Raw genomic sequence first — 24,700 nt, 5'->3', positions numbered from 1 at the left:
TCAGTAACTATGACAAATATAAAAACGATAGCAACTGTATTTGTCGAAACTTTTATCGGTACGACAGGAATTGGCTTCTATGGCTCAGCGCACATTCGATTTTTCAACCGTACTGGCTTCTTCTGTACATGATATGAAAAACTCATTGTGCTTACTCATTCAGATGATAGAAGAAGTGTCTGAACAGGTCACAGATAGCAGTGCAACAGAAAAAATGGCGAAAGTCCATTACGAAGCCCAACGGATCAATTCCAGCTTAATGCAAATGCTGACGCTTTACCGTGAAAATAATGATGCGTTGCCGTTAAATATGGATCAGCACCACCTTGATGAAGTCATTGAAGAGTTACTGCTTAATAATGAAATTTATCTGGAACAGCGGAACATAGCAGTCAGTACAGAGATAGCTGAAACAGCTACCAGCTGGTTTGACAGAGATCTCATCTTTAATTTACTGAATGACGCCATCATTAATGCAATGCGCTATACCGCCGATAAACTCTTTATTAAAGTTGAACCAGACGATAACGGTGGTTGCCAAATTACGGTTCATGATAATGGTGAGGGTTTCCCTATTGAGATGCTGGAAAATGCTACCATGCCAATGCAACAATTAAATGTTCAGCAGGCGCGAACGGGACTTGGGCTCTACTTCGCTCATTTGATTGCAAATGCGCATGAGCGAAACCATAAAAAAGGTTTTATCGAACTCAAAAATAATGGACACTTAGGTGGTGGTGTTTTCTCTTTAACATTACCCTGAAAACAATAATAACCTAATGAGCGTAATATGATTTACACCATTGTTATCGCACTGATTGTATTACTGATAATACTGGCAGTTATTGTCGGTGCGGTGCAACAACATAAACAGCGTTTAGAGTTAGATCGTCGCAAAAAAATGGCGCGCTTTCGCAACTCTCTCGAGCAGATTGAAGACCTTATTCATATGTCGAGCTTCTTTCCGGTCGGAAAATCCATGCTGGTTGTGCTGAATAGTCGAGCACTGGAAGTCCTTAAAAGCATGAACAGCACCTCTTCGTCAAAAGACTATCAGGCGCGAATACAAGATTATGAGGAACGCATACAAAGTGTTGATCGCAATGATACCTCTTTGATCAGTGAAGACTTTGAGATTCCGCAGAACGACAAGCAAATTATAGCCATGATCAATGGACTGAAACGTTTACGAGGAACATTGCGAAGCGAGCATTCACGTGGCAGAGTCGACAGCAATGTTTTTAGTGTTGAAGACCAACGCTTAACTAAACTCCAGCTAAAAATTAGCATTGAGACTTTAATACGTCGCGGCCGTCATGCTTATGAGAGCCAAATGCTGGGCTCCGCAAGGCAATATTATGAGAAAGCTCTGCGTACCATTGAGGATCAAAACTTTAGTGATGATTACACGACTTCTCGCCAGCAATCTATACAGCAGGCACTGGAGCAAATTGCGCAAGAATTGAAAGATGCTCACGCCAGAGATAAAGAAAAACATAAAAAAGAAGACGACTTAGAAGAATTATTTCAACCGAAGAAAAAGTGGTAAATACAATGTCAGACTGGAAAGACCAACTGAGCCAGATGGTTTATTCAACAAATTCAGGCCGGGTTGAGCCAGATCCTGAGCCCGAACATGTTCCGCAAGGGGATGGCATAGTGCGCCTGCGCCGGGAAACAAAAGGCCGAAAAGGTAAAGGGGTCACCATCATCACTGGCTTAGATAAGCCGCAAGCAGAGTTAAAAGCCATCGCTAAAAAGCTAAAACAACACTGTGGTGTTGGTGGCTCGCTAAAAGACTATGACATTGAGCTGCAAGGTGATCAACGGGAAAGCATTGAAAGCTGGCTAAAAAAAGAAGGTTACAACGTTAAGCGGGCGGGAGGCTAAGGTCATATTCAATATACAGACGACGACCATGATCACGCCAGTCAACGTAACTTGAGAAGTTTTTTATCAACTGCAGACCTCGTCCAAAGGCGAGTACCTCATCGCCCTCAACATTTTCCTGACACTCGATAAAGCCATTTTCACTATTCGATGCAATGCTGAAAGACAGTAAACTACTGTCTGGTTGATATTGAATATCAATTTCTATTTCAACGTCTTTTAATTCAGCCAAGCGTTGTTCCCGGGTTCGGTAATATTCATCAAATCCTTGTCCGGTTTGCTTTATTCCTGAGTCGAGCTGCAGCACGCTATGTTCAAGCATATTATTAAAAGCTTCTGCCAGTAACAAATATAAAGCGGTTTTGTGAGCCCGGATCCCTTCCAGATGGATAAGTGAGTCCACCAGCTTAATAATCGGGTCTTGACCCTTAATCTCGTCTTCTTTTAAATAAACAACTAACCGAAAAGGCAAGTGAGTCACGTTATTTTCAGGCTTACTCACGGGTAAATTAGTCACACCACCACAGTCCAGGCAAACCAATGAGATATCATCCAGCTGTTCCTGATTCTCTTTAAACGTCTGCAATGCATTAACTAACCCTTCAAAGTCCCGTTCACAGGCATAGCGTAGCAGCAAGATTTCAAAGCCTCGTTCAGATAACCTTTCATCAGCTTTGTTTGTCATTTCGACAACACCATCAGTATAAGTTATCAGGCGGGTATTCTCTTCGACGAAACAATGGCTGACCTGGCTACTGAACTCATCCGGTGACAGGATCCCCAACGCCATATGCTCGGGTACTAATCTTTTTTCTACTTGACCGGCTCCATTAATCAAAAGCGCATCGGGAATACCGCCATTCCAATAGGTTAAACGCTCGCCGTTGGCTGATAACTCGGCTACAAAAGCCGCACAAAACATATCATCAGGTAACAGCCTAACCAGCTTACGATTAAACTCTTCTACCATATTAGCCACAGAAAGCCCTTTTTCAGCTAAATCAAAAAAGGTCTGAGAAACCGGTAAAGCGCCGGTTGCAGGCGCCAGCCCGTGCCCGGTAAAGTCACCAACAAACAAATAAAAGTTACCTAACGGCCCACCTTTAGTCAGAACTAAATCGCCATTAAACTCATTGGCAGGTGCGAGATAGGTTTTTAAGAAGGAGTGCTCAGTTTCATTTTCCTGCAATGCATTCGCCAGCATATGACTCACAATATTCTGCTCACGTTCCATACGATTAGAATGATAAGCCAACGCTTCATTTTTATCTTTCAGGGAGTGACTCAACTCACGAACGCGAGCATGCGCATTTAATTTAGCCTGCAATACAACCGGTTCAAATGGGACACTAATGAAGTCGTCTCCCCCCGCCTCCAGACATCTCAACAGGGTTTCCTGATCATCCAGCGCAGTGATAAATAAGATAGGTAAATGAACATCACCACTCAAAGCTTTTAGACAAGGAGCCGTCTTAAACCCGTCCATAATTGGCATCATCACATCCAACAGAACAACGTCCGGTGCTAAGCTGGTAAAGATATCAATGGCTTCTACACCATTTGAAGCACAAGAGACTTGATGACCAAAACGCTTAATTAACCCCGTCAACATTACCTGATTTGCAGGTTGGTCATCGACAATCAATACTTTCATCAGGCAATGACAAACATCTTATCAAAGCGTGAGATATCGAGAATGCGACGCACGTCCGGCTTAGCATTCACTAACTGAATAGCTTTTACGCTACTACCCAAAGATTTACGCATGTTCAGCAACATACCCAGCGCGGAACTGTCCAGGTAGTCGGTTTCCCTGAGATCGATAATGACAGTGGGTTGTGAATCACCAATGTGGCTGTAAGCCTGACGAAATTCCTGCACCAGACTAAAATCAAACTTGCCTTTTATGGCGATAACTAATTGCTTACCATCATTTGAAAAGTCACGACTAACGCTCATACTGACTCCTTTTTTTAATGAGCTTAACACAGATTTTCTGATTGAGTTTATCTGCTGAATACCCTACTCTTTCCGTCACAATAAATCCTAGTTATTTAATGTTGGCCTAATTATGGCAATAGCTTTCGACGAACTTCGTATTTTACTTATCGAGCCATCCGATGTGCAACGAAAAGTCATTACGCAACACCTGAATCAGGCAGGTATTCAGCATACCCGCGGCGCTTCTACCATTGCAGAAGCTAAACAAGAAATACTTCGTTGGCAACCGGATATTGTCACCAGCGCTATGTATTTTTCTGACGGCACTGCCCATGAACTGATTCAGTTTATTAACGCCAAAGATTTAAAAGATACCTTACATTTTATGCTGGTGTCATCAGAACACCGGGCGGATCAACTGGAGCAATTCAAACAAGCCGGTATTATTGCTATTCTGCCAAAACCTTTTACTCCGGATCAGCTGCAACGGGCAATTACTGCCACTATGGATATGATGGAACCAGAGCTGCTTCATCTTGAGCTTTATGATATCGAAGATTTGAGAGTACTGATTGTCGATGACAGCATGACCTCCCGGCATGTATTAAGACGGGTTTTCGAGAATTTAGGGGTTGAAAGTTTTGTCGAAGCTGAAGACGGACAGCAAGCTATAGAAATTCTGGCAGAGCATCAGTTTGACTTGATTGTTACCGACTTTCATATGCCACAAATGAACGGCAGTGAACTCACACAGTATATCCGAAACAGTTCAACGCATGCCCACACACCAGTATTAATGGTGACAGCCCGCGCCGATGAGCCTCAACTTGCCAATGTGAAGCAAAGTGGTGTTGATGCACTAACGGACAAACCTTTCGAGCCAGCAACGCTGAGAACGCTCATAGCGCGTTTATTAAACAGCTAAAGTGTGGAGTCGTTTCAATAAAAAGCCCCTGCCAACTCAATTGACAGGGGCTTACTTCTTGTAGCTTTTGCTAAAAATTCTATTCAGAAGGTTTCTGACGATACTTTTCGTACAGCTCGGTATGACGGCTGCTTAAACTGACTTTACGGCCATCAATATAAAGGTGCGTTAATTTTTGCCCAATGGGGTCCAGTAAGTCACCTTCCGACACGCTAAGAGATGCACTCTTTCCAACTTCAAGTGACCCCAGCTTATCCGCAACACCAAGAATTTCAGCCGGTTTCAATGTAATGGCTGTCAAAGCCTGTTGTTGATCCAGTCCAAAAGCAACCGCGTTGCCCGCTGCAAACGGCAAGTTCCGCACGTCCCAGTATCCTGGATACGAGATAGCAAAGTTAACGCCTGCCTCTGCCAAACGAGCCGGTGATGAGAAATCTTGATCATAACCTTCGTCATCGCGACCCGGCAGCCCGTAAGGGGAACCGAAAACAACCGGTATATTCAACTCTGCTAATTTATCAGCAATGCGCCAGGCGTCTCTTGCTCCCATCAGTACCAGTTCAAAACCGAATTCCTGACTGGTATCAATAGCCTGTTCCAACTGACGTTTGTCGTTAGCATGCACATACAGCTTCTTGCTGCCATCGAATAAACCAAGCATGGCTTCCCAACGCTGATCAACGTTAATGGCGAGGTCAGCCTGCTTAGCATCGTAATAAGCTTTCGCATCAGCAAAAACTTTCATCAGCTGCTGACGTGCTTCTTTATTAGCTTTGCGCTGCTGCTCTGCAGAACGACGTTCCCACCACGTATTGATAACATAGGTACGAGGCCATGAAACATGTACCCCTAATTCTGCGGAAACCAGGGCGTCCTGAGTATTCCAGCCATCTAAGTGCATTAACGACGACTGGCCTGCAACTAAGGACCCTTCAGGGGCCACCTGCGCATGAGTAATACCATGGTTTCGCACCGTCGGTATAATCTCCGAGTCGGCATTAAAAGCAATGTGTCCCGCAACTTCCGGATGAACATCACCGACTTCACGCGCATCTCGCGTAGCACGTACCGCTTCAATTTCATTCAGGCCAATAGTGGTATCCATGGCAATAACTCCCGGGTACACATGCTGACCTGAAATATCTATCACTTCAGCCCCGTCGGGAATACTGACCTCACGACCAATAGCCGTTATTTTTCCATGTTCAAAAACTAAGTCAGAGTCAGTTAAAACACCATTAGCAACAGTGTGCAAAATCCCCCCCTGAAGTACGATGGGGCTGTCTTGTTTATCGCCCGGAACCTGGTCGTGTGCTACTGCACTGTTGAGTGCCAATGCACTCACTAAAGCAGCACTAACGGTTGTCAGTAGTTTATTCATTAGTGTTGTCCTCCGTGCTGATGCCCTTTACCGGTAAAGTGATCCAACCAAAAATCATGCTCAGTATCACAATGCCAGGTAGGTTGAGCCGGTTTATAACCGTCTTTAGCCCCCTCTTTCGCATCATCACCTGCCGCTAAAACTTTCTGGATAAGTGCGTTTTTCTCTTTCTTAACCGTCTGTTGGTGCTGCTTATCCAGCTCACGGTCAAAGAATTTGCGACCATTGATCCAAGTCTGCTCTGCACGCGCATAAGCGCTTAATGGGTAATGGCTCCATAGAACGAAGTCGGCATGTTTGCCTTTTTCAACAGAGCCAACATAACGGTCTACTTTCAACTGCTTCGCTGGATTAATCGTGATCATTTTCAACGCTTCATGCGGGTCCATATCACAATAAAGCACCGATTTAGCAGCTTCGGTATTTAAGCGACGCTGTAAGTCATTGCTGTCCGAGTTAATACTGGTTAATACGCCGCGTTCCTTCATTAAACAGGCGTTATGCGGAATGGCGTCATACACTTCAAACTTATATGCCCACCAATCGGCAAACGTGGAACCGCTGGCGCCGTGCGCTGCCATTTCATCCGCTACCTTATAGCCTTCCAGAATGTGAGTAAAAGTATCCAGCGTAAAGCCAAAATCTTCTGCTACCTCCATTAACATCAAAATTTCTGATGCGACATAAGAGTGAGCATGGACAAAACGTTCACTGTTTAAAATCTCAATTAACGTTTCCAGACGGTAATCAGGACGCGGGGCTGCAACTTTACTGCGCTCTAAACGACTCATACGCTCATAAGCCTGTTTTCGTTGCTGATATTCAAGAGCCGTCTGAAAACCATCGCGCATAATCGTTTCAACACCTAAGCGAGTTTGCGGGTAACGAACCGTCATGTTGTCGCCCCAATTGCTCTGCTTAACGTTTTCTCCCAGGGCAAATTTAATCGACTCGGGTGCTGCATCAAACTTCATAATATTTGCATCAGTTCCCCAACGCAGTTTGATGACTTGCGCCTGCCCGCCAATAGGGTTAGCTGAACCATGAAGCAATTGCGCCATCGTCGTACCGCCAGCCAGAGAACGATAAATATGAATATCATCCGGGTTGACCACGTCACCAATTCTGACCTCTGAAGTAACAGCTTCAGAGCCCTCGTTAACACCGCCTTCAATGGCAATGTGCGAATGCTCATCAATGATACCCGGAGTCAAATGCATACCGGCACCATCAATTTCAGTAACACCGGAAGGCGCCGATAAATTCTCGCCAATAGCCGAGAACTGACCATTTCGAACCAATACATCGGTTTCTTCCAGAATACCTTCTTCACTTGCCGTCCACACAGTCACATTACGAATCAGGACATCTTGTCTCTCCGGCAGGCCGTTAAGACCATACGCAACATTGGGGAAGGTCAATTCACTAGCGTACTCAACCGAACCAGTCTCGTTTGTTGTTTCTGCTTTACTTTCAGGCACATCCATCTGTGCCTGCAAAGTAATTTCATCGCCTTCCGGAGAAACGGCTGTTACCGCAAATGCATCTTGTGCTTCAGGCTCTAGCTTAAAACGCCAGCTGCCTGCAGGTGCCAGCTCCAGGTCCGTGACAAAAGACAGAGACTCGGTATCAGACTCTACATGGCGCAATGCACTCGTTTTATCGCCAACTTTAACTTCGCCCGCTAGCCCGGCTCCGGGCTTAATTTCAACCGCAACTTCCTGCCCATTCCAGTCAATACGATAAGTACCAACGAAGTCGACTTCATCACGGGATACCAATTCATTTTCTTCACCCTGTAACCAGACTGACTGAATGGTTCCATCCGCAAAGACGTCACCTTTTACCATGACAAAGTCAGCCATATAGCCTTGCGCGAGCTTTCCGGCCTTGTCTTCAATGCCGGCAATTTTTGCCGGCGTTGTTGTCAGTGCGGCAAGGGCTTGCTCTTCACTCAAACCATGCTTGACCGCTTTACGCAAATTCGGCCAAAACCTTTCTGACTTTTCTAAATCGTGAAGGGTCAGTGCAAAATTAACACCCGCGTTCGCTAACATAGCCGGGTTAGATGGCGCACGCTCCCAATGACGCAAATCCGCTAAGTCGACATCAAGATGCCCGTCAACACCTTCAACCTCGGGTGCTGCCGGGAAGTTCAGTGGAAGAATCAAATCACTTTCAGCATTCTTAACCGCATCTAAACGAGCGTATTCATAGCCTGATGCGACATAGACTGAAGGTACGTTAAATTGATCAAAAACGTCATCGGCCCGCAATAGTGATTTCTCATCACTGACCTTGAAAACGATTCCCTGCTCCCCGATAGTCGTCAATGAATCAAGCGCGGCGTTGAACTCGACCGGTTGATTATGCGCCTGTTTACCGTACGAGCTCTTATACCAGTTAGCATCAGACAACGTCTGCCTGACAAGCGCTATACTTCCCATCAAAGAGGAAGGGTATTGTTGTTGCGATGAACCTTTATCAAAAGAACCAAAATGCTTGGCTGTGCTTTGATAAATCACATCGTTTGGTATTTTATCAGCTAATGAAACCGTCACTGCCCGGCCTTGAAAAATACCGTCTAAGTTCGCTGACTGAACGCTGGTAAATCCCTGAGATACCCACTTGTTAGCATCTTCTGAGTTGGTTTTAAATTCACTAAACCAATTTTTTTGCGAATGAATAGCGTCGTTTGCCGCATTGCCACCCTCGCGCTCATTATTATAAATTGGCGTTTCCGATCGCTCTTGCTCCGCACTGGCCTGAATCCCGTAACTACTGTAAGGGTCAATAAACCCCGGATAAATGGTATAGCCCGTACCATCAATAACTCGGGCCCCTGCCGGAGCTCGATTATTACGTTCAACAGACTGAACGGTGCCATTTTCAATAACCAATGTGGCATTGCTCACCGACTTTCCCGGTTCTGTAATAATTGTTGCGTTTTGAATCGCTGTCAGACTCGGCGTGTTGTCTCTCATCCCATTGGTACGAGAAGTCTGATCAGCAACAACCGAAGCGGTCAGTACCGACGTTACGGCTAACGTCAATGCACTAAGCTGATGCACTTTTTTCATGAATTGTTCCCCATTTTGACTTCTTTTTTATTCTGGTTATGCTCTAACACAACTTACTTTGTTTTCTATAAGAGTGACAAGCATTAACCGACAGATCGTGTATTATTAACGATTAGTGCATTCAATAAACGGAGTCTTTCCAATGAAAAAACAACTGATAACAACCGCCCTGGCTGGCTTGATGGCGCTTTCCTTTAGCGCCACTGCCGACGAAAACGCCTTTAATGATGCCGACAAAGCTGTGGAGTACCGTCAAAAAGCTTTGTCAGTTATGAAAGAGAACTTTTCCGCTATGGCAGCTATGATCAAAGGCGAAGTTGAGTATAACGCTGACTTTTTCCAGCGTCGCGCTGACGATTTCGAGAAAATGTCAGGTATTCCATGGTCTGGCTTTGCCGTTGAAGGTGCAATGCCCGGCAATAACTCTGACGCATTGACCGCCATTTGGGACAACTGGGAAGATTTTCAGCAGCGCGCTAATGATTTACAAGAGTACGCTGCAAAACTGTCAGAAATCAGTCAGCAAGGCTCTCTTGATTCGATAAAGCCTGTTTTTATGGACACAGCGAACACTTGTAAAGGCTGTCACGACGAATATAAAGACTGATTAAAGCAATAACATTAAAATTAACCAGACAGCGATCGTCAAAATCATACCTTGCCAACCAGGTTTTAAATTTGGCGCTTGCTGGCTGTTTTTTCGGTAGCCGTGCACCATCGAGGCAATAAGTGGTGTTCCTCTTAAACGATAAAAAAACACAGCCAGTATATGTACTGCAATAACCATTAATATCACATCAAACTGGCTTTTATGCCAGCTGGTTACTGCTTTCTGACCGTCAGACGACAACCAATTGGATAACGGCCCCGAAAATAGAATACCATCGGTTGAAAATAACCCCGTTAATACCTGACTTAACAATAAACCAAGCATAACAATAACGGCCCAGCCACCGGCGGTGCTGTGGGTATTCTCTGCCTCGTATTTTCCCTTAAAAACCGTACAAAGGTGCTTCGCAATGGCGGCAGGCGACCTTAAAAACGTGCGAAACCTCGCACTTTCACTACCAAAGATACCCCAGGCTATTCTCACAATGAGTAAGGCTAACAGCGCAATTCCAATATCTTTGTGAAGTTCCATACGCCCGTTTTCTACAGTCCACCAAAGACCGCCCAGAAAGATGATCAGCAAACCGTGAAACAAACGAATGAAACTGTCCCAAACTTTTATATAATTTCCTTTTTGATTCATATTGTTAGCTCCAAGTTACTGGGAATAGAAAAAGCTAAGTGCTAGGGTATAATTAATTCTCTTTAATGGGTAGTGACTATGCATAAAGTACTTATTGCGGACGACGATTTTATCAGTCTTGAAGTGTTAAAAGCGATGTTTGCTAACTTTGACGTCGAGATATTAACAGCTATGACCGGACAGGAGGCTTTGTCTCTGGCGGAGCAAAAGCTGGAGCTTATCTTTCTGGACTATGAAATGCCCGACATGTCCGGGGCCGACGTTTGTCGCCAGCTAAGGCAAACCGAAATGCATCAGAGAACACCGATTATTGCTATTACCAGCCACCAGAGTGCCAGCGAAATGAGCGCTTGCCGCGAAGCCGGAATGGACGCCACGCTGCATAAACCGGTTTCACCAGAGGCACTCAGTGAATTAATGTCGGGCTATTTATAAGCCTTTCTCTTTGCGCTCAGCTACTGATGTCTGAATCTTTGGTCATCTGCCAGTTGTACCAAAGATTCGCTCTCTTTCAGAAACTGGCCCGAAAACTCACCAAAATATTCGCTAACTTCATTAAAAAGTCGGACAAAATCCGTTTTTTTGCCAGCTTCTACATCATCAATAATAGAAGAAAATCGCTGCAGATAGCGTCTAATTGATGAAAATTGAGATTTATTAGCAGCGATAATATCCGCGTAAAGCTCTGCATTCTGCGCAAACAAACGACCAATCATCATCAACTCCATTCGATAAATAGGAGAGCTGAGCTCTAATAACTCTTTTATATCGACCTGTTCCCTGGCCAGATGAACGCCATAAGCAAAAGTACTTAAGTGACGCATGGCCTGGATCCAGCCCATAGCATCATCATGCTTATTAGCATCAACCTTGTGCAAGTGCGCGCCCCAATTAATAAACTGGTTCAACACCCACTGATATTGCTCCTGATTACGACCATGAGTGACCACCACCAACTGTTTTGCCAGGTTTTGTACTGATGGTCCAAACATTGGGTGTAAACCAACAACCGGACCTCTATGCTGCTGCAGCATTGCCTTTAAAGGAGCGTCTTTAATACTGGTGACATCTGCCAGCACGCAGTCTGTTGGTAAAGGGGGCAACTGCTTGATTAATTCTACCGTTTTATTGACCGGCACACTCATGAGTACTAATTGTGCCTGAGCTAATTCATTTTGCGTTGGCCAGTCATCGTCTTTATCTATCGTTATAACCGAATACCCGGTTTGTTCTAACTGACTCACTAAACGCGTACCCAGTGCCCCTTTTCCTCCAAAGACAAAGACAGGTCGTTTAAGCTGCAACGAGGTAGCGGCGGCTTGAGAGGTCTGGGTCCGGTACGATTCACGAATAATACGGCGCACAACATCTTCAATTAACTCTTCCGATAAACCGGCAGCTTTTGCTTTTTTTCGACGTTCTTTTATTAAATCGCGCTCTCTCTCAGGCACATATAGAGGTTGCTTCAACGAACGTTTCACCTCACCCACCTCGGCCGTTAACTTAGCGCGCCTGGCAATTATCTCAATTAATTCGTTATCAGTAGCATCAATGGCATTGCGCAGTTCTGACAACTGTTGGTCGGGGTCATGACTCATGAGCTGTTATTTATTCCTCTTTTATCACTTCAAGAACACGATGGTAAGCTTTCTGAACTTGCTGCATTTTAGCGACACTGCCACCCTTGTCAGGATGGTATTTATGCACCAGTTTACGATACTGCTTTTTGATAAAAGCACGGGTAACCGGCGGCCCCACTTCCATCAGTAGCCACGCGTCTTCAACCGGCATATCGGTTCCGACTTTAGCAGAAGAATGTCCCATGCGCTGCCAAAAATCATCCAACATGGACTCGACATCAGCTTCCGATGTTCTAGCCAGTTGATTTAAATCTAAATAATAGTCTGCCAGCGGATCATTCTCAGCCAAAGCTGACTCACCGCCGCGCCAGGGCTGGCACTCTATATTCAACGTATGAATAAAAAGCTCGTACCTTTGTTGCTCTCGCCAGCGTTCCCGTAACTTGTACAAACAATGAAACAACAAAAAATGAGTCTGAAACAGCGTTAAAGGATCACGCAGAGCTTCTTTATCAAAAAACTCATAAGGGGGTGACTGCAACGACTCTATCAATTGAAGCTCCGTCCAGTGAGGCTTTGCTTCCAGGCTTTCAGCCAAAATTTGGGTTAGTATTTCAATGTCTTCTTTCATTTTTAAAACACTATCGCTATTATGTAGTACTTGCACTAATTAATTGCTTGTAATGATTGGACTTCCCAGTTTTCACTAGACAGTTTGTAGCTTATCACAGTACGCCTTTTCAAAGTTGGCAAGCCATACACCATCTATGTGAGAATCATGCTTTTTGGGATTGTAAACACCCCGATAAAATCAAATATCTCAGTCTTCGCCTCGTTGCGACTCGGATATCCCCTCTTCCAGATAACCCGTTTATTTATTAAATATGGCAAAAAGCTCTGAGCAACAACGTTATCGTGGCAGCTTCCACTTCGGCTCATTGAACTTCCAATACTTTGGGCCAGACCGGTTAGGTATACAAAATAGCATACCAATTTAGCCTAAAGCTAAGTAACACGAGCAACTCCGACACTTCAGGCTTTCATGTTTGTTTAGTCAAACGTATACTTGGCTTATAGAAGCATCGTTAATTCGGTATATAAGACGATTTTCGGTAACTAAAGGTATATAGGAGTCCTAAGTGACTAGCTCTCAAGTAGAATTGAACAAAGTTACGGCGATTGAACCTGAACTATTAAAGCTTGACACGGAGAACCCGAGGTTATTCGGTTACTTAGACTCCTCAAGTGAAGCCCCAAAAGAAACACTTATAAAAGAACTAATTAGCTTTGGAGATCTTGGTGAACTGATACAGTCAATAGCAGAGAATGGTTATCTATCTATTGAACCTTTAGTAATTTTTAAACGAGATAATAAAGACGACCTTTATACGGTTCTTGAGGGAAATAGAAGACTTGCAGCAATTTTTCTTCTAAAAGATAAAGATTTAGCGAGGAAACTAAAAATTTCGGTTCCCAAAAGTCTTAATGAGTCGGTATTAGACTCAATGAAGTCTATTTCCGTGTATCGAGTTAAAGATGAAAATGAAGCTAGAGCATTTATAGGATTTAAACACGTTAATGGCCCTCACAAATGGGATTCATACGCTAAGGCACAATATGCTTATAAATGGTACAAGGAAGGGAATGGAATCACTATTGAGGATATTGCCAATAAGTTAGGTGATAAAAATAATACTGTCCGTTCATTACTATCTGGTGTTTTTGTTCTTGAGCAAGCTAAACGTAATGATATCTATGATATAAATAAGGATAGGACAAGTAAAAAGTTTTCTTTTTCACACTTATATACTGCTCTTAATCGTACTGAATATAGAAACTATTTAGCTCTCAAGCCAGACTGGAATAATGAGCTACATGACGATCCTATTCCTAGTGCAAGCCTCAGTAATCTTAAAGATATACTTATTGGTATCTACGGTTATAAACCAGATAACAGACCCGCTGTTGTAACCTCTCAAAACCCAGACTTAAAAAAATTTGGGCAAGTACTTAGCGATGAAAATGCGATAGATTCATTCAGAAACGGTGGAGATCTTACAATAGAAGATTTATATAGAAAGTCACGGGATCCTCTTGACTTAGTGAAAGAAAGTATTGTCAATCTAAATGACCGATTAGATAAACTTTCTTCAACTCTCGACCGTGTTTCTGGTACTGATTCATCTTTTTTAGTTTATTCAAATGAATTTAAAAAGAAAGTACAAAAAGTGCTAATACAACTTGATATTACGAGTAAATGAAATGACTCTAAATACCTATCCTCTTGATAAAAGTTATGAAGACAAATTGGACTGGTTGGAGTTATCTTGCTTAAAAGATGAATATTTTATATATAGAATTTCTGAGCTTGAAGGGATTATTGAAAACTCAGAGGCTTTAGATAGTCAAGATATTCAATCCGAGGACGCGGATAAGGAATCAGAGATTAGTGTCTTATTAGATTTAATGGGTCAAAGGGTACGTGCCCTAGATGGGGCATATCCATTCACACTCTCAGAAGATGGTCATGAAATAAGTTTAGTCCATGAAGAGTTGCATCAGTTAAAAGTAAGTCAACACGTGTATTTGTATTGTCTTCTGGTTTCACACGCTGTCCGTGATGATGTCCTCGGTAGTAAGATGCAATTGACAAATGATGACCGTGATTTGATGCAAGTTTGTTCTACCATTGCATTAGCCGGATACTCGGGAGGAAACAGTTATTCCTTTGGATTTCCTCGTCCTGATAAAACAGGCTTTTACGATGCCTTAGTTGATGTGTGTGAGCGAGTTAAAGAATGGGAGCTCAAGCCACATAAGAATATCAATGCTCATGTCCGAGAAAATTTATGGTCAGTAAAAGACCATGGCATAGATATTATATCTTGGACTGAAGACGATGTTGATGATCAACCTGGAATAAGGTCTGTTATTTATGGACAAGTTGCTACGGGTGATAAATGGCAAGAGAAATCCGTTAAGGAATACCGGGAAATGCTTCATAAATATTTTTTCGATGCTCCACCCGCACAGTATTCGGATGCTATATTTATTCCATTTGATATTGATTACCACCGACGCAGTAGCGGTCAAGATAAGTTCATTTACTTTACAGAGAAATTGGGGTTTATAATGCACAGAATGCGTATTCCTCGTTTCTTTGAAAAGGGTTTAAAATTAAATTCTGAGAGACCTAATTTATTAATACAGCGAGTTAATGACATAAAAAAACTGAGTGCATTTAATAACGTTAAACTAGAGCAGTTGAAAATGGCTTGATCTAAGTTTAAATTAAGCAGGAGAAAGTGAACAACTCTCAGATATATCATTAATTTCCATATTAGTAATAAGAAGTTCTTTTCCTACTCTTTTTTCTGCTGCTGTGTAATTTAGATTGAAAGTGAACTGATTAAATTGTTCATATAGATGACTGATTTCTTTACAGTTATCATAAGTTAATAACCAGCTTGAGGTTAAACGATTAATAACTTCAGATATCTTAAAATGATCTGAATGCTCGTAAAAGTTTGTATAAAGCGTAGCTCCTTTATGGTAGTAAGGAGGATCAATACAAAACACTTTATTTTCTGGCAACTCACGTTCTGACTTTTGAATAAAATCAATTGCGTCTTCGTTATATAAATTAATTCTGTGTGAATACTTCCTTATTCTCTCAATTCTTTCAATCAAACCAGTCTTGCCAAAGCGACAATCTAACTTGTATGCTCCGTTCTGCTTTAAACCGCCAATTACACCGGCTTTCTGAATTATTCCTGATCTATTAGTCCTATTCAAAAAAAAGGTTGAAAAACCGAGATCGAATACGTCAGCACTTTCTTTATTTGTTTGTACTTCTCTCTGAGTTTTCCACTCATCTAGAGTCACTTCGACATCTCGTATTGCACTAATAAATCGTTCAGGTTGATTCAAGATGGAGTACCAAAAAGACCAGATTGAACGATCTAAATCATTCAAGTGTATTTCGTGCACATGACCACCAAACAACAACGACAAAGCGAGGCCTGCACCACCTGCGTAAGGCTCAATATAGTGCCCTCTATCTAACTCTTGCTGGTTTATAATCGTTGAAATCATGTTCCGTATCCCGAACTTACCTCCAGGATAGCGCAAGGGCGAAGGAGCCATGGCCATAATATTCTTTCCTATTTCAATACTGAGTCTAGAAGCTATTCTAACTCTTCGTAGTCAAGTATTCGAATATTCTTACAAAAATTGTTAACTGATTTCTTCGAGCAAAAATACGACAATATTTTCGATGTTATCCCAAGCAATTGTAACTGGCTTATGTTCGGGATAAATACCGGCATGAGCGTTAGCGCCAAGAGACTTAGGTGATAATGTCTTGTCTGAATCACTTTGGATTTGCTTCAAAGCCGCTAGAGAATTTTTTTGGCCCTTCGTCAGTGACTTTCCTGATGACTCAATCTGCTTTATTACGTCACCAAGAATCATGTGTGTTTTACTTCCGGCGCTGGGTGCAATTCCAGTTGCTTTCTCAACATATAAGATATAAATATTCTCTAGAAAAGCTCTTACTAAGAGAGTTACAGCCAGAGGGTGTTCATCAATACGTAGCTTTTTTATATCATTATAAACGCGGGCAAGAATCGTATTTTTGATAGACACGCCTAAACCATTTTTAAAGAGGTATGGACGGTTACTAGGATCCATTGTTCTTTTTTTGGAAGATTTAAGGGGCTTTCCTTTCTGCTCAATCTCAGTAAGCTTTTTCGGTTTAATCTTGGTTCTTGGTGCTATGCCATTACTTACCAACTGCTTAGAGTAATTCTCCCAGTCTTCTTTATTCGTTCTAGAATGTACAGGGCCTCCTTCAGCTACTAAATCACTTATAAAACGTTCTATCACTTGTTCAAATTCATTCTCCGGAACTTCAAGCACTATATCAGATTCCGAGCGTTTACTCGCAATACCCAAAGTTTTTCTAAAGTATGGGTTTCCTAAGTAACGTGAAGCTGTCGTAAGAACTCGTTCATTATCGGATTTATCTATAAACCCATGTGAAACAGCATAATCGAGTACACTTAGAGCTAGAGCATTACTATCTGCTTTATTTCTTCGTGTGTTATGACGCGTCTTTTGATTTGCGTCCCATTGTTGGGTTCCTTTTCCTTCTTGACTTCCTTCATGTCGGCGCTCTACCCAAATGTCTGCTTCTTGCCTATCGTCAAACAAAACCACATCGACTTCTGAAGGGGCATTACTGTTGTGAACCAGTCGATCAAAATATTTCTTGTAACCTGAAGGAGACCGAGCCGGATCATTTAGTAAAATTGTGGCGCATACTCTTCGATTCCCTTCTACGACAACGTATCTACCTTTATCATCCTTTATCACACCGATCCGGTCGAGTGGACTTTGCCCATTTTCAGCGATGTCACGAGCCAGAGTAGTAATTTTCTCGTTCTTTATCAGATGTTCGATTATTTGTTCTTGATCTCTAATGATCTCATGACGTGGATTCTCGGTATCTAAGTATAAATCCAATACATTTAGTCTTGTTTGAACGCTCATGATTCATCCGTGATGGTTAACCGTTACGTTAACCTATCGTACCAGCGTAGTATCATCCTGCAAGAAATTTGTAGTCGGTTGTATCCCTGACTCTGCAAGGTATTTTAAACGGTTATTTAACGAACAAAAATTGGTCATGTACAGCCTATCCTGTTAAGGACTCTTTTATGACTAGCCAAAAGGGTGTCGTAGACATATGCGATACTGGCTGCAACATTCTCTTCATGTGGATATAAAGAGTTATTTCTGAATAATTTAAAACTAGAATTCTTACTTTTCATTAATTTATAAAATACAGATGCCAAACTGCTACCTTTACTACCATAATAATGTATAGCACTATAATTCCACTCATTTCTTACAGTGCTGGGCAACTTCCAATTTTTATTTTGAGAATCAATAATATCCTTAAGCCTTTCCAAGCTTATTTGATTATCAGTGAAACTTAGTCCATTTATAATACTGTAAAGGTTGCTCCAAGCTACCTTGTGAGGCTTAGCACCTGTTTTTCTTATTTGCAGGGTGACCTCATTTTGATATGTGCCGGTCGATACATTAACAGAAAAGCTTTCATTTTTGCTTGATTGAAATAAGCTAGGTCTACCCTCTGTTGTTTGCTGTAAAAGTTGAAATATTCCTTCTTGAGATATATTTGTAATAAAACTTCCACATAGCTTAGATAGATCACAAGCTAAAAAATAAGCTGCGTAATATGTTGATACTAAAACCCAAGCTGCTTGCTGAGAATTATCGACCAAACATTCAATATTCGCTGATTGATTCTCAATCCTTTTGGCTCCAAACAAAATATCAGTTAACAGAGCAGTGAGATAAGTAGATTTATGCATCGTGACCTCAACAAGCTGTTTACCGATGACTTTAACTTCTTTATCTGAGTGGGTATTTGATAATATTTCTTTTAGCGTACCTGAGAATGCAAGCGTTTTAGGAATATCTGACTTCGAATACCCAAGTTCACCAAGGTTTTTCAGTACTTTGTCACTTAAAATTTCGTCTATCATTTATAATAGGTCTTTCGGTTCGCCCAATTTCTGACCGTGAATATCTAATAGGTCAGAAAACTCTCTAGCCATATCAGCTATAGCTGCCTGGTTAGAGCCTGAATGTTTTGAAAAGTCAATGTTTTTAATCCCCGATAAAATATCTTTCAGCGACGAAGTCGCATAGTTTTTGTGATGAATTAGTGCCATTCTGCATGCTTTATCGAAAACTTTGAAAATAGCTTGAAAGAAAGCTGATGTTGTCAGGCGGTTATCATTACCTTCAACCTCTTCTAACACCCCTTGTACAGCTGATAAATAATTCACTATCAACTTTCTTTTATCATCAAAAGAAAACTGTGATAAAACGTCACCCTCCAACAAAGGATCTATAGCTTCTTTGAACGGAACTAAAGTAACTTTTCCTCTTGCCGATGCTGTTGCGCTAGTTCGGTCAAATAACGGTGAGTCAGGTGATTCGCCTAATTCTTTAAAGAGTTTACTTCTCATCGCATCAATAGAGGTTTCATCTTCAGTTAGAAACTTCATTAGTTCAATTCTTAGGGTTTTAGGAACTCCTTTTTGCGTTGAGTTAATATCAATAAAATACTGAACTTCTGCTTTTTGATCTAGCCCAGTAAATATACACACAGGCAGTAACGCTTCTGATTCTGCTTTCTTTGACCCATATAATCGATGTTGACCATCAATAACAAACAAAGAGTTTGGAGATAAACTAAGCTTTAGCTCTTCATTCAAAAATTCAACTTCACTACCTTCTTGAGCACTTAATATTATAGCTCCAGGAATTACGTTTCCTGAATCTAGATACTCGGCTATTGAGTTTGCTCTATTTTCATTTAAATGCCTCTGGTAGCCAGTTTCTGGGTCTTCATCAACGCGAGACACTTTTGAAAACTCGAATATCTCTTTTGCAGTCATAGCTGTCAGGTAAACATTTATGTACTCATTACCAATATCAAAAGCTTTCTTTCTAATTGTTCTCATTTTCTCTCCTAGCTGACTGACCAGTTACAGACGTTTAAATATAATGTCAAAGTTCTTAGGCCACAAAATTTTGGCCTGGAAACAGGAAATGATGTTTTCTTATTAAAAGTTATCCTTAGATTACCAGCTTCTACTGTCATTTACCGGGGGATCAAGCTTTATACTGCGACTATTATCCCGTAATAACCATTATCGATCACACCCTAAAAGTCATTTAACCATAAACTGAAACGCAGGAACACTTCTGGTTCCTGCGTTTCAGTTTTCTATGCTTTCCAAAGCATTTCATCGTCCCTTTTAATTCCTTGCCAGTAACCACACCACCAACGTGACAATCCACTGGAAAGAACTTTATCCGCTAGACAACGTAACTTTTCAAGCTGCGTATACCGTCTAGTGTTCTCTCTCCAGGCAAATTCATTGGCATAGTCTTGCATGTATTTAGCTTCCATGCGATGACTCACGCCATACTCCCACCGCCGAATTCGGCTAAAGAAAGATTCGGCTTGATTGTTGTTCACACCATCAATTGTGCTGTATTCGGTAGAGTGTTGGACTGTTTCGTGTTTATAACCGAGAGAGCACTGCAAATAAGCGGAGCTTTCATCCGTTTCAATATAAGTGCCAGGCTCTACAAACCGTCGAATTAGTGACATCACATGTTTTTCATCTTCTGCCATCGCAACCCGACAGATGGTTCTCACAGCCCCGGTTCCTTTAGGGCCTAATTGACGAAGATTGATAATAATTCGCCGGTTACGCTTCTTTCTTTCAAGGTTAGCTCTGGAAATACGACTTCGTTTTGCACCCTGCGACTTCCCGAGCTTAATTTTTGCAACGATATCTTCTGGTCTCCCAATTCGCCGAAACTGACCGCTTCTCGGCTTCCCTCCGAAGTGACCACCATCAATTTGAACATGTCCTTTCAAAGGTGTTAAATCTTCGGTCTGAGTGATGGCTTCCTTGAACTTATGTAAAAGTGTGAAGGCTGTCTTATAGGATACATCAATATCCCGAGACAATTGAGACATTGAAATTCCCTTTGTTTCGGATGAATACAAGTACATAGCTAAGACAATTTTTCTTAGGGTAAGCTTTGAGTTAGCCAGTACTGTCCCAGAGAAAAGGCTAAAAGAACGGTCACAATCGCGGCATCGCCATTGTTTTCGGGTTTTAAGAAAGCGAGGTGGCTTGATAGCGCCACACTCAGGGCAAACAGTTGACTCTTCTCCCTTAAATTTTATGTGTTTTAGAAAGTTAAAATAGTCATCGTCGCTCCAGTTAAGAAGCTTAATAAGCGAAAAATCCCGGACTTTCTTTGATAGTAAAAAATGCTGTGACATAAAAACCTCTTTATAAACAGTTAACTAAAAATTGGGTATAAAGAGGCCCTGCCTCACTTGACATTAGTGAGGCTATTACACATACTGAGGATACAGGTTGGGAAAACTTGTATCCTACGAAGCCGAAGCGTTTACCAGACGTTTCGGCTTTGTGCTTTTAGGGCCATTTCGTTAGAAAGTAATGTTCGTTTTCATATTCCTCCTTTATCCCTTTGTTCGACTAACCAATCCGCTACATCAACAGTCAACGCGAAAGATGTTCGCCTTTTAACTGGTGTGAACAGCGGAATACTAATTGCCCCTCTTAGTCTCGCTTTTCTTAGCGCAACTACACTGTTGTAACCTAAGACTTTTGCTAGTTCTGAGCCGCCTATCATTTGCCCATGCTGAGCAACTAAATCACGTTTTAGCTCCTCATATAGCTCGTCTCTTCTTTTCATGATTCCGCCTGAGTCTCTATCTGTTCCGAAGAAAAACCTTATCGTTGATGCCAAAGTTCAGTACAGTAGATTTTCAGGTACTGAGAATCTACTTGCTTTTTACTAAGATGTTGAAAAATAAAGAATGGAAATGTATACGTGGCCCGGACATTTGATATGTCCGCATTGCATAAAAGAAAATAGGCAATTAAGGAAAGATGCCAGGGTAGGAATGTGGTTAGACTCCTTGTACTTTTTCACCGGAAGTAGTTCGATTACCGAGCTTGAGAGAAAAATTTGGGGAAATAGAGGATATGCCTCGGGAAATAGCAGAGTAAAAAAACTCGACAAATATAAAAAAAGGAATCCAGCTAAACCTTCCGCTCGACGTATTAATGAAGTTGGTCGCCTCATACCTAATAGTATCCAAGTATTCAACAGTCCTTTATGGAGCGCTTTAGATATAGAAAAAACAGAAGACACTCTGTTAGACGAATTCAGAAGTGTCTCAGAAGGTACTTTAAAGCCGGACGGCTCTGTAATCGGAAGCAGGAAAGAACAATTATTTAATGTAATTGAACTGAGCTGGTCTGCGACACAGCTCAAAGAGTTTGCTATATGCGTACTTGCATTTCAATTAGCGTGTCGGGGTAAAGGAATAAAACGACTAGATAAGAGAAAACTTTTGGCTGTAAATATATGTGCGGCATTATCGGCAAATTTAATATTTCAACATCAGGACTTTGTAACGAGCTACCCAAGTTTCAACAAGATAGTTTTTTTAATAATCGACATGATGCAGGTCACTTGCTCAGGCTGGTATCCGGACGCTACCTTCTTACTGAATGACTACCGAGATTTGGAGCGGCCCATTCATAATATTGAACGGCTCAAAAAAGAGATACTTTCACGCTATTCACCAAAGCATCTTAAGTCCAGGTTCAGGCAGTGCATTATTTTCTTGAACGAGTATGACCTAATGTATTACGTCTATCATAAGGAACTTGACGACATTAGTCTCTTACTAGACGCTTTTGAGAAAAGTGGCTTCGAGAAAGGTATGGGTTTAAAGGTTTACTTATAAGCTCTCGATAAGAGCATCGTTAGCAACACTGTAGTGGCAAACTAAATTTCACATTGCTCCAACCTTTAAATATAAGGTGGTATCGTATTGTCAACAACGGTTGAAAACTGATCCACACCCTCATTGAATCAATTTTGCTCCGTTAATAACAGTATCACGGCATTTTTATTGGTTATTGTCTCAAACAGGTGATTTTATAGTGCTCTATGAGTTTTGCTGTTGTTCAAAGGAGTGAGGACGAAAGGTATAGCTAACGAAGTTCTAATGACAGGTATCAATACACAAGGCCATCATGACCTTTTCTATGTCTATAGATGAATACCTTTGGTTCACAAATTACATGCTTGCATCAGATAGCCAGAAAGTTCTTTCTATATTATTGCAACCATGGCATTTAATAGTGTCGTCAAAGGTAACTCCATCTGCTTTTATCCAAAACGTCCATTCATATATCGGCTCCGAGTGATAAATTGCAGGAATGTCGACTTCCTCTCCCGGATTCATCATTGGCCAATTAAAAGTTAGTAACCCTGTATTATCCTCCCACCTAAAGTAGGGCTCTATCCAAGGAGTTGGCTTAAAGTATGGTGGACTTCCATTATAAGAGTGAGTGGTGTGAATCTCACCTCGCAAGTTCTTCAGAGGTAAGTCTCCTGCATTTCTAATGACTATAGTTGAAGTAAGGTCATCGCCATTGCTTGCTACTTGAAAGCCAATATCAACTTCAACCGCATACTCATCTTTAGTAAAAAAATAAACAAAAACACCCGCTGCAACAGCGATAGACAAACTAGCTATGGCACCTTTAATTTTCGTTAGGCTAGCTTTCACTTCTTCGAAGTTTTGAACCATAGAAAATTTCCATTATTGTTACAATTTTGTTTAAAATATATACTATCCATCGTTTGCTGAAAAAACAATGCCCTTTCGTTAACCTGTAAATTCCGATACAAAATAGTTCTTCTCCATTTTGAACTGTCACTATTGCGTGACGAGAACTAAAATTGCCAAACAATGCGCTCATATTAAGCTGGAATACGAAGGTAATTCAGTACGTATTTATGCACTAGGGAATACGGGGGAAGGGAGGTACCTCTTTAAATAGAAACAAACTGCTCTATAAATTTCTAGTTAGCTAGCGGTGATAGGCTCCGCACTTGGAGCCTTTGAAGAGTTTATTCTACGGTTAGTTCTTTACCTTCTAATAGTCCGCTACTAGAGAGCGTTACCGAGAATCGTTTGAACAACCCAAAAAATTGTTGCAAGGACATATCTAGCCTTAACTCACGCACTCGAACTGTGTTTGTTTGGTTTAGCTCTTCTTTAATATTACCGAAGTCACCACGTGATTTAGCGACATAAAATGTAACGTGTACGTCACTATTTTGCTCAAGTTGATGAACTTCTCCGGAGAAAAAGTCTACCGCTACTACAACTTCATTTTCATCTGCCAGCTTTTGTTCCCTAAGAAAATTAGTGGGATCATTCTTATCATGGTTGTCGGCAACAGCAGATCCTTTGTTATCACCATATTGAGTACCAGCTTTAAGTATCATTTAAACCCCTTACCTATAATCAAGTATTTGAATATTATATTTTTTACATACTCCGACGATTTAAGCAACAGAACGCATTTATTAAACTTGCCCTATTTAACTAATAATTTTAAATTTTTGGGTTAGCTGTGTTTTAAAACCAAACGGAGTGTGACTCATTAATTATTTTTCAAAGATAAAACTGTTACCTACTAAAGTAGCCCTTCAGTTGCCACAGCCGGTTATTAGGTTGGTTAACTTTATACTCGTCTTCTGGAGCCTTTACCGACTCTAAAATGCCCTTCCTGACTAAATCTTTCAAACGATATCGAATGCTAGTCCTAAACTGCGCATAGTCATCTACATCCTTAAAATATATACCTAAGAGAGGGGTGGTTCTGATGACAACATCATCTGTCGTCAGGGCTTTGTCTGAACTGTGCATAACGGTGTAGATGGCCTTAGTCAATGAACCGTATTTAAAGCGATTTTTAGTTTTTGGGTGAATGTCAGGGACATCTCTGGGGTCTAGTGGTATTTCGTGTAGCCGAATAACATCGTCGACACTTTTAAGCTTTGCCTCGATTAGTTTAAGATCCAGACTTAAATCTTGGAGTTGGGATTTCAGCTTCTCGCGCTTACCATTTAGGCGAGCACGTTTACTGACGAGCCATTTTAATGAAGAAGGGATACGTGTAGTCATGAAAA

Annotated in this window: 25 protein-coding genes; 9 read left to right on the top strand and 16 right to left on the bottom strand. The window is 41.5% G+C overall.

All coding sequences use genetic code 11. The features are described 5' to 3' along the window. Positions 1-79 precede the first annotated feature (79 nt). The 3 genes from L8G48_RS10165 to yciH are packed head-to-tail and all read left to right on the top strand — an operon-like array spanning position 80 to position 1,890. On the top strand, positions 80-763 hold the full coding sequence (locus L8G48_RS10165) for a sensor histidine kinase (protein WP_248264496.1): 684 nt from the start codon (positions 80-82) through the stop codon (positions 761-763). 27 nt (positions 764-790) lie between these two features. Next, on the top strand, positions 791-1,549 hold the full coding sequence (locus tag L8G48_RS10160; RefSeq protein WP_248264495.1) for a hypothetical protein: 759 nt from the start codon (positions 791-793) through the stop codon (positions 1,547-1,549). Between the two features lie 5 nt (positions 1,550-1,554). Continuing rightward, positions 1,555-1,890 (top strand): stress response translation initiation inhibitor YciH, encoded by a 336-nt coding sequence (gene yciH / locus L8G48_RS10155; RefSeq protein WP_248264494.1) that lies wholly within the window; start codon positions 1,555-1,557, stop codon positions 1,888-1,890. On the opposite strand, the gene L8G48_RS10150 is transcribed toward yciH, so the two are convergent. Next, positions 1,871-3,544 carry a PP2C family protein-serine/threonine phosphatase gene (locus L8G48_RS10150; protein WP_248264493.1) on the bottom strand — a complete coding sequence of 558 codons (1,674 nt, stop codon included), beginning with the start codon at positions 3,542-3,544 and terminating at the stop codon, positions 1,871-1,873. The genes yciH and L8G48_RS10150 overlap by 20 nt on opposite strands. Further along, a complete protein-coding gene (locus L8G48_RS10145) occupies positions 3,544-3,849 on the bottom strand; it encodes an STAS domain-containing protein (protein WP_248264492.1) in 306 nt (101 codons plus the stop codon). The genes L8G48_RS10150 and L8G48_RS10145 overlap by 1 nt, the downstream gene beginning before the upstream one ends. A 112-nt stretch (positions 3,850-3,961) precedes the next feature. Between L8G48_RS10145 and L8G48_RS10140 the strand changes: the two genes are divergently transcribed. Continuing rightward, positions 3,962-4,756: a response regulator gene (locus tag L8G48_RS10140; protein ID WP_248264491.1), complete on the top strand. Its 795-nt coding sequence runs from the start codon at positions 3,962-3,964 to the stop codon at positions 4,754-4,756. A 79-nt stretch (positions 4,757-4,835) separates the two neighbouring features. Here the strand turns inward: L8G48_RS10140 and L8G48_RS10135 are convergent, their stop codons facing one another. Continuing rightward, positions 4,836-6,137 (bottom strand): amidohydrolase family protein, encoded by a 1,302-nt coding sequence (locus tag L8G48_RS10135; RefSeq protein ID WP_248264490.1) that lies wholly within the window; start codon positions 6,135-6,137, stop codon positions 4,836-4,838. After that, a complete protein-coding gene (locus L8G48_RS10130; RefSeq protein WP_248264489.1) occupies positions 6,137-9,217 on the bottom strand; it encodes an amidohydrolase family protein in 3,081 nt (1,026 codons plus the stop codon). The genes L8G48_RS10135 and L8G48_RS10130 overlap by 1 nt, the downstream gene beginning before the upstream one ends. A 142-nt stretch (positions 9,218-9,359) precedes the next feature. On the opposite strand from L8G48_RS10130, the gene L8G48_RS10125 reads away from it, so the two are divergent. Next, the gene (locus tag L8G48_RS10125) at positions 9,360-9,824 is read left to right on the top strand and encodes a c-type cytochrome (protein WP_248264488.1); all 465 of its coding nucleotides are present in this window, start codon (positions 9,360-9,362) and stop codon (positions 9,822-9,824) included. Here the strand turns inward: L8G48_RS10125 and L8G48_RS10120 are convergent, their stop codons facing one another. Then, positions 9,825-10,469 carry a cytochrome b/b6 domain-containing protein gene (locus L8G48_RS10120; protein WP_248264487.1) on the bottom strand — a complete coding sequence of 215 codons (645 nt, stop codon included), beginning with the start codon at positions 10,467-10,469 and terminating at the stop codon, positions 9,825-9,827. 78 nt (positions 10,470-10,547) lie between these two features. Between L8G48_RS10120 and L8G48_RS10115 the strand changes: the two genes are divergently transcribed. Next, positions 10,548-10,904, top strand: coding sequence for a response regulator (locus L8G48_RS10115; RefSeq protein WP_248264486.1), 357 nt, complete (start codon positions 10,548-10,550; stop codon positions 10,902-10,904). Positions 10,905-10,924: 20 nt separating this feature from the next. Here the strand turns inward: L8G48_RS10115 and tyrA are convergent, their stop codons facing one another. After that, entirely contained in the window at positions 10,925-12,067 is a 1,143-nt protein-coding gene (tyrA, locus tag L8G48_RS10110) for a bifunctional chorismate mutase/prephenate dehydrogenase (protein ID WP_248264485.1), read from the bottom strand. Between the two features lie 10 nt (positions 12,068-12,077). Continuing rightward, on the bottom strand, positions 12,078-12,716 hold the full coding sequence (locus tag L8G48_RS10105) for a DNA-J related domain-containing protein (RefSeq protein ID WP_248264484.1): 639 nt from the start codon (positions 12,714-12,716) through the stop codon (positions 12,078-12,080). 472 nt (positions 12,717-13,188) lie between these two features. Here L8G48_RS10105 and L8G48_RS10100 point away from each other — a divergent pair, with 472 nt between their 5' ends. Both L8G48_RS10100 and L8G48_RS10095 read left to right on the top strand, forming a co-directional pair. Then, complete coding sequence (locus L8G48_RS10100; protein ID WP_248264483.1) at positions 13,189-14,310, top strand: ParB/RepB/Spo0J family partition protein; 1,122 nt, start codon at positions 13,189-13,191, stop codon at positions 14,308-14,310. Between the two features lies 1 nt (position 14,311). Continuing rightward, positions 14,312-15,328: a hypothetical protein gene (locus tag L8G48_RS10095; RefSeq protein WP_248264482.1), complete on the top strand. Its 1,017-nt coding sequence runs from the start codon at positions 14,312-14,314 to the stop codon at positions 15,326-15,328. Positions 15,329-15,340: 12 nt separating this feature from the next. Here L8G48_RS10095 and L8G48_RS10090 read toward each other — a convergent pair whose 3' ends face one another. The 6 genes from L8G48_RS10090 to L8G48_RS10065 all read right to left on the bottom strand — a co-directional run bounded on the left by L8G48_RS10090 (position 15,341) and on the right by L8G48_RS10065 (position 21,394). Next, positions 15,341-16,201, bottom strand: a complete 861-nt coding sequence (locus tag L8G48_RS10090) for a DNA adenine methylase (protein WP_248264481.1) — start codon at positions 16,199-16,201, stop codon at positions 15,341-15,343. 84 nt (positions 16,202-16,285) lie between these two features. Next, positions 16,286-17,602 (bottom strand): ParB/Srx family N-terminal domain-containing protein, encoded by a 1,317-nt coding sequence (locus tag L8G48_RS10085; RefSeq protein WP_248264480.1) that lies wholly within the window; start codon positions 17,600-17,602, stop codon positions 16,286-16,288. Between the two features lie 134 nt (positions 17,603-17,736). After that, a complete protein-coding gene (locus L8G48_RS10080; protein ID WP_248264479.1) occupies positions 17,737-18,624 on the bottom strand; it encodes a hypothetical protein in 888 nt (295 codons plus the stop codon). Further along, entirely contained in the window at positions 18,625-19,611 is a 987-nt protein-coding gene (locus L8G48_RS10075; RefSeq protein ID WP_248264478.1) for a DGQHR domain-containing protein, read from the bottom strand. It lies immediately after the preceding gene. A 266-nt stretch (positions 19,612-19,877) separates the two neighbouring features. After that, positions 19,878-20,954 (bottom strand): IS1595 family transposase, encoded by a 1,077-nt coding sequence (locus L8G48_RS10070; protein ID WP_248264477.1) that lies wholly within the window; start codon positions 20,952-20,954, stop codon positions 19,878-19,880. 191 nt (positions 20,955-21,145) lie between these two features. Beyond that, positions 21,146-21,394 (bottom strand): hypothetical protein, encoded by a 249-nt coding sequence (locus tag L8G48_RS10065; protein ID WP_248264476.1) that lies wholly within the window; start codon positions 21,392-21,394, stop codon positions 21,146-21,148. 211 nt (positions 21,395-21,605) lie between these two features. Between L8G48_RS10065 and L8G48_RS10060 the strand changes: the two genes are divergently transcribed. Then, positions 21,606-22,457, top strand: coding sequence for a hypothetical protein (locus tag L8G48_RS10060; protein WP_248264475.1), 852 nt, complete (start codon positions 21,606-21,608; stop codon positions 22,455-22,457). A 336-nt stretch (positions 22,458-22,793) separates the two neighbouring features. Here the strand turns inward: L8G48_RS10060 and L8G48_RS10055 are convergent, their stop codons facing one another. The 3 genes from L8G48_RS10055 to L8G48_RS10045 form a co-directional block, all read right to left on the bottom strand. Next, positions 22,794-23,309: a hypothetical protein gene (locus L8G48_RS10055; RefSeq protein WP_248264474.1), complete on the bottom strand. Its 516-nt coding sequence runs from the start codon at positions 23,307-23,309 to the stop codon at positions 22,794-22,796. 323 nt (positions 23,310-23,632) lie between these two features. Next, positions 23,633-24,013 (bottom strand): hypothetical protein, encoded by a 381-nt coding sequence (locus tag L8G48_RS10050; protein WP_248264473.1) that lies wholly within the window; start codon positions 24,011-24,013, stop codon positions 23,633-23,635. Positions 24,014-24,197: 184 nt separating this feature from the next. After that, positions 24,198-24,695, bottom strand: coding sequence for a hypothetical protein (locus tag L8G48_RS10045; RefSeq protein WP_248264472.1), 498 nt, complete (start codon positions 24,693-24,695; stop codon positions 24,198-24,200). Positions 24,696-24,700 lie beyond the last annotated feature (5 nt).

Source organism: Idiomarina aminovorans (assembly GCF_023155095.1).
Taxonomy (GTDB): Bacteria; Pseudomonadota; Gammaproteobacteria; order Enterobacterales; family Alteromonadaceae; genus Idiomarina; species Idiomarina aminovorans.
This window is presented reverse-complemented; position numbering and strand designations above follow the sequence as displayed.